Annotated in this window: 9 protein-coding genes; 3 read left to right on the forward strand and 6 right to left on the reverse strand. The window is 68.0% G+C overall.

Going from position 1 to position 4,902, the window contains the following annotated elements:
• The 3 genes from RMO04_RS08430 to ruvC all read right to left on the reverse strand — a co-directional run.
• A partial coding sequence (locus RMO04_RS08430; protein WP_309644338.1) for an AAA family ATPase occupies nucleotides 1-427 on the reverse strand: 427 nt, incomplete at its 3' end.
• Entirely contained in the window at nucleotides 424-1,041 is a 618-nt protein-coding gene (ruvA, locus tag RMO04_RS08435; RefSeq protein ID WP_309644339.1) for a Holliday junction branch migration protein RuvA, read from the reverse strand. The genes ruvA and RMO04_RS08430, both read right to left, overlap by 4 nt.
• On the reverse strand, nucleotides 1,038-1,541 hold the full coding sequence (ruvC, locus tag RMO04_RS08440) for a crossover junction endodeoxyribonuclease RuvC (protein ID WP_309644340.1): 504 nt from the start codon (nucleotides 1,539-1,541) through the stop codon (nucleotides 1,038-1,040). Before ruvC ends, ruvA begins: the two co-directional genes overlap by 4 nt.
• Before the next feature lie 210 nt (nucleotides 1,542-1,751).
• Between ruvC and RMO04_RS08445 the strand changes: the two genes are divergently transcribed.
• Entirely contained in the window at nucleotides 1,752-2,810 is a 1,059-nt protein-coding gene (locus RMO04_RS08445) for a tetratricopeptide repeat protein (protein ID WP_309644341.1), read from the forward strand.
• Nucleotides 2,811-2,865: 55 nt separating this feature from the next.
• Here the strand turns inward: RMO04_RS08445 and RMO04_RS08450 are convergent, their stop codons facing one another.
• Nucleotides 2,866-3,174 carry a hypothetical protein gene (locus RMO04_RS08450; protein WP_309644342.1) on the reverse strand — a complete coding sequence of 103 codons (309 nt, stop codon included), beginning with the start codon at nucleotides 3,172-3,174 and terminating at the stop codon, nucleotides 2,866-2,868.
• On the reverse strand, nucleotides 3,171-3,383 hold the full coding sequence (locus tag RMO04_RS08455) for a hypothetical protein (protein WP_309644343.1): 213 nt from the start codon (nucleotides 3,381-3,383) through the stop codon (nucleotides 3,171-3,173). The genes RMO04_RS08450 and RMO04_RS08455 overlap by 4 nt, the downstream gene beginning before the upstream one ends.
• 202 nt (nucleotides 3,384-3,585) lie before the next feature.
• Here RMO04_RS08455 and RMO04_RS08460 point away from each other — a divergent pair, with 202 nt between their 5' ends.
• Both RMO04_RS08460 and RMO04_RS08465 read left to right on the forward strand, forming a co-directional pair.
• The gene (locus tag RMO04_RS08460; RefSeq protein WP_309644344.1) at nucleotides 3,586-4,227 is read left to right on the forward strand and encodes a protocatechuate 3,4-dioxygenase; all 642 of its coding nucleotides are present in this window, start codon (nucleotides 3,586-3,588) and stop codon (nucleotides 4,225-4,227) included.
• 42 nt (nucleotides 4,228-4,269) lie between these two features.
• A complete protein-coding gene (locus RMO04_RS08465) occupies nucleotides 4,270-4,413 on the forward strand; it encodes a hypothetical protein (protein ID WP_309644345.1) in 144 nt (47 codons plus the stop codon).
• Nucleotides 4,414-4,416: 3 nt separating this feature from the next.
• Here the strand turns inward: RMO04_RS08465 and RMO04_RS08470 are convergent.
• Nucleotides 4,417-4,902 (reverse strand): SRPBCC domain-containing protein (locus RMO04_RS08470; protein ID WP_309644346.1); only part of this gene is annotated, 486 nt, incomplete at its 5' end.

The following is a 4,902-nucleotide window of genomic DNA, read 5'->3' on the forward strand; positions in this document are numbered from 1 at the left end:
ACGGCCCCTCGCCGATCATCAGGTCCAGCACATGGTCCTCCATGGCCGGATAGAGGATTTCCTCCACATTGGCGGGCAGGCGATGGATCTCGTCGATGAACAGCACGTCGCGCGGTTCGAGATTGGTCAGGATCGCCGCCAAGTCGCCGGCCTTGGCCAGCACCGGGCCCGAGGTGGCGCGGAAGTTCACCCCCAGTTCGCGGGCGACGATCTGGGCCAGGGTCGTCTTGCCCAAGCCCGGCGGGCCGAACAGAAGCACATGGTCCAGGGCCTCGGCCCGGTTCTTGGCCGCCTCGATGAAGACCTTCAGGTTTCCCTTGGCCTGCTCCTGACCGACGAACTCCGCGAGGGTCTGGGGGCGCAGGGCCTTGTCGTGGACGACTGCGGCGTCCTGTTGCTGGGGTTCGCCGGAGACGATGCGGGTCACCGCCCCAGCTCCTGCAGCCCGGCCTTGATCAGGGCCTGGACGGTGGCGTCCTCGCCCAGGCGCAGATTGGCCTGTTCGACCACGCGCCGCGCATTGACCTCGGCGACGCCCAGGCCCAGCAGGGCGGCGACCGCCTCGCCGACGGCGGACGGCGGGGGCGCGGCGGCGGGCGTGAGCGCAGAGGCGTGGAAGGCCGCGACCGGCCCATCGCTGAGCGGCTTGTCCTTCAGTTCGGTGACGATGCGCTGGGCGAGCTTGGGGCCCACCCCGTTGGCGCGGCCGACGGCGGCCTTGTCGTCGCGGGCGCAGGCCTGGGCCAGCTCGGCCGGGGGCAGGACGTCCAGCACCGAGAGCGCGGCCTTGGGTCCGACCCCCTGGATGGCCTGCAGCATGACGAAGGCCCGGCGCTCGTCGCGGCCCAGGAAGCCGTACAGCTTCATGCCGTTGGCCTCGGACCACTGGGTCTCCACGTGCAGCACCGCCTCCTCGCCCATGGCGGGCAGGTGGGAAAGCGTGCGCGAGCCGCAGCGGACCACATAGCCCACCCCGGCCACGTCGATCAGGGCGTCTTCCTCGCCCACCTCGGCGACCAGGCCGCGCAGCCGGCCGATCACGCCGCGGCCCCCAGGCTGCGGACCCGGCGGTGGTGGGCGTGGGCGATGGCGACGGCGAGCGCATCGGCGGCGTCGGCGGTGGTCTTGCCCGCCGTGGGCAGCAGCCGGGCGATCATGAAGCCCACCTGGTCCTTGTCGGCCGCCCCGGTCCCGACCACCGACTTCTTGACCACGGTGGCGGCGTATTCGGCCACGCTCAGGCCCGCGCGAGCCGGCACGATCATCGCCATGGCCCGGGCGTGGCCCAGTTTCAGCGCCGAGGCGGCGTTATTGTTCATGAAGGTCTCCTCCACCGCGGCCTCGTGCGGCGCGTGCAGGGCGACGACCTCGCTGATGGCGTCGAAGAGGTGGAGCAGCCGCTCGGCGAAGGGCAGGCTGTCCTTGGGCGCGATGACCCCGTGGGCCACGTGGGTCAGCCTGGACCCCTCCACCGCGATCACGCCCCAGCCCGTGCGGCGCAGGCCGGGATCGAGGCCGAGGATGCGGAGAGGCGTGGTCATGGGAATCGGCGCGTTCGTCATCTGTTCCACGGAGAGATACAGGACGTCGGCGGGGTTAAGCAAACGTTGAGGAGGAGGGAGCCGCGTTTCATCGCGGCCATCGCTCGGCGGAAACGTTCCGTGTTTGTTCTTGACAGACTGCATGCTTCAGGTTGTTTTCGTATGACGCGTGAAACGTCAGGGTTGATTGGAAGAAGCGGGAGCGGTCGAATGGTTCGGGCGATTATTGCGGCGGTCATTGCTGCCTTGGCGCTGGTCGCCTGGTCTCCGGTCCTCGCCGGCCCAAGTGCGATGGAGTTGACGGAGTCGGCGCTCGAACACTTGAAGGCCGGGAGGCTTGATGCGGTGGTCGCGGACGCCGACGCCGCACTGGCGATCGATCCTAGAATGGCGCCAGCTTACCTTCTTCGCGGCGACGTCCACCAGGCCAGGGGAAATTATGGCGGTGCGATCAAGGACTATAGCGCCGCCATCACGATCAATCCCGACCTTGACCTGGCGCGCCTCAACAGGGGCATCGCAAATATAAACCTCGGCGACTTCGAGAGCGCGGTGGAGGACCTGGAGAAGGCAGCCCGCGACAGGTCACTCGAAAGCAAGGCGCGGGGAGAGTTGTCAGTCGCTCTCCGCCATCTGGGTCGACACCGGCAGGCCCTAGCGGAGGTTGATCGCGCATATCGCTTGAAGCCCATCGCCCAATGGCTGGTGGTCCGGGGAGACATACTGCTGGCGAACGGCGAGCCGGGAATGGCCCTGAAGACCTTCACCGATGCTCTGGCCGATCCCAAGGAAAGACTCACAGCGCTGGACGGCCGAGCGCGGGCCCACTTCGAGCTTCGCGACTATGCACGCGCCATCGCCGACTACGAAAAAATCATAGCGGAGGCGCCCGATAGCGTCGCAGCCCTCAATGATCTCTGTTGGACGCGGGCAGTGGCCAGATCAGGCCTCGCACAGGCCGAAATCGCCTGCGATCGCGCCTTGAAGCTGACGCCGGAGGATCCCCTCGTCTACGCGACCCGCGCCTATCTTTGGCTTGCCTTCGCGCGTCCGGACGCAGCCTTGGCCGACGCCGAGGCCGCCACGAGGTTCGACCCCGACTACCCCGACGGCCGCTTCCTGCGCGCCGTGGCGCTAGAACGGCTAGGACGTGGCGCTGAAGCAGCGGTGGAGATGAGTGTCGCGTTGAAACTGGATCCCGAGATCGCCAGAACATATGCTGGCCACGGCATGTCACCGCAGACGGTGTCGAGCCAGCGCAGGGATTGAATCTGGTATAGTGTCCCCGAAATATCCGATCGAAGAATTGGGCGTAGGGCCGCCCCTAACTCCGATACCGCCCCGCCAGCCGCTTGGTCTCGCGCACGTCCACCCGCTCCGGATACGCAAACCCCGTCGCCCACCGCACGCCCTTGCATCCCGGACACCGCCGCTTCACCGACTTCGCCACGTCGGCCACCGGCGTCCCGAAGCCGCCGTCCCGGAGTTCGTAGAGGCGGTTGATGATCTTGCCGACGTCGTAGCCGCGTTCCCAGCCGCATCCCTGGCAGGCCAGGCGCAGGACGCAGCCGGGATAGCGGGGCGCGTCCTCCAGGCGCGCGCCCTTGAGGTTGGTCAGCGGCCGTAGGGTCATCGTTGCGAGGTGGCGTCGTAGAAGGTCGGGTCGCGGGTGAAGTGGAAGGCCGCGGTGTCCAGGGCGTCCTTGGCCGCCAGCAGGATCAGGTAGTCGGTCCCGAAGGGCCGGCACTTGATCTGCATCTTGATGAGGGCGTCGCGATAGTCGCTCAAGGCGGCGAAGGCGACCTTGGGGTCGCTGACGCCGGGATAGCCGACCTTGGTCATGGGTGCTCCTGTTTGCTGGGGTGAGAACAAAAGCAGAACGATATGGGTTGCGCGACTCCCCTACGGCTGCATTCCGCGCGGCGGCGCAGCTTCAGGGCGAGGGCGCGCCGCGCCCGGCCGGAAGCTTGACAGTTTCCAATGGACTTGGGCGACCAACGGTATCCAATCGTCTCCGGGATGAACGCAGATGGGGGAGGCGGCGGTGAGCAGGCTTCAGGTTTCGCGTCGGGGTTTCGGGGTCATGGCCGGGGCGGCGTTGGTCGCGGGGGCGCGCGGCGCGCAGGGACAACCGGCGCTGCCGCCCTTGGCGGGCACGGCCGAGTCGCCCATGGGGCCGTTCTATCCGGTCAGCCACCTGGCGGAGGACGACGCCGATCTGGTCTGGCTGAAGGGCCACAGCCAGCGGGCGCTGGGCGAGGTGATCGAGGTCTCGGGCCGGGTGCTGGACCGGCACGGCAAGCCCATGGCCGACGCGACCCTCGAGGTCTGGCAGGCCAACGCCGCGGGCCGCTACGCCCATCCCAACGAGATGAGCAAGGCGCCGCTGGATCCCAACTTCCAGGGCTTCGCGACGCTCAAGACCGGCAAGGACGGCGACTGGCGGATCACCACGATCAAGCCGGCCGCCTATGACTCGCCGATCGGGCTGCGGACGCCGCACATACACTTCGACGTGCGTGGGACCGGCCATCGGCTGACCGCCCAGATGTATTTCCCGGAGGACGCGGCGCTGAACGCCCGGGACCAGCTCTACAAGGGGCTGGGCGGCGAGGCGGGGACCTCGGTCGCCGCCGGGGCGGGGGCCGGCAAGTACCGCTGGGATATCGTGTTGATGGATGGCTAGGGCGCGAGCATCCTTCTCCCGCAAGGGCAGAAGGACGACGAGTTGGGCGACGCCGGCCCGCGATTGGCGGACCGGCGCTGGGCCTTCAAGCAGATCCGCCACCGGGTCGCGGTGCTGTCGGCCAAGGTCTGGGACCCGGACGACCGCCCGGCGGTGGTGCAGATCAACTGGCTGACGCCGAGGTGAGCCCTAGGCCGCCAGGATGGCGCCGGTTTCCAGGAGGGACTTGAGGTCGCTGAGGATCCAGGTCCAGCCGCCGCCGCCCTGGTCGGAGAAGGTCCCGCGGATGGACTGGGCCATGATGGGTGCGCCGGTGACGTCGTGGGTGACGGTGAACTTGCAGAAGCCGGCGCTGGTCAGCGCGATCTCCCAGGTGATGCGGGTGAAGCCCTCGGCTTTGTTCTCCTCGGTGAACAGCCAGCGGTAGCTTGTGACCAGGCGGTTGGGCGGGTCGCACTCCAGGACCTCGCCGTCGATGATCACCTCGGGCAGGCCCATTTGGATCATCTCGTCATTGGCGTGATAGATCGCCACGCCGCCGGGGCGCAGGTCGAACTCGGCGCGGGACTGATAGCCGTAGCGGGCGGTCCAGTCGGGGCTGGTGATGGCCTCCCAGATCTTCTCGGGCGTGGCCTTGATGTAGATCTCGAAGATCTGGGTGTTGGTGGTCATGGC

It is taken from the genome of Phenylobacterium sp., from assembly GCF_031412415.1.
In the GTDB taxonomy this organism is placed as follows: Bacteria; Pseudomonadota; Alphaproteobacteria; order Caulobacterales; family Caulobacteraceae; genus Phenylobacterium.

Excerpts from the sequence above, each read along its gene's own strand:
- ruvC (WP_309644340.1), bottom strand. The coding sequence starts at position 1,541 with ATGACCACGCCTCTCCGCATCCTCGGCCTCGATCCCGGCCTGCGCCGC.
- RMO04_RS08445 (WP_309644341.1), top strand. The coding sequence starts at position 1,752 with ATGGTTCGGGCGATTATTGCGGCGGTCATTGCTGCCTTGGCGCTGGTC.
- RMO04_RS08455 (WP_309644343.1), bottom strand. The coding sequence starts at position 3,383 with ATGACCAAGGTCGGCTATCCCGGCGTCAGCGACCCCAAGGTCGCCTTC.
- RMO04_RS08450 (WP_309644342.1), bottom strand. The coding sequence starts at position 3,174 with ATGACCCTACGGCCGCTGACCAACCTCAAGGGCGCGCGCCTGGAGGAC.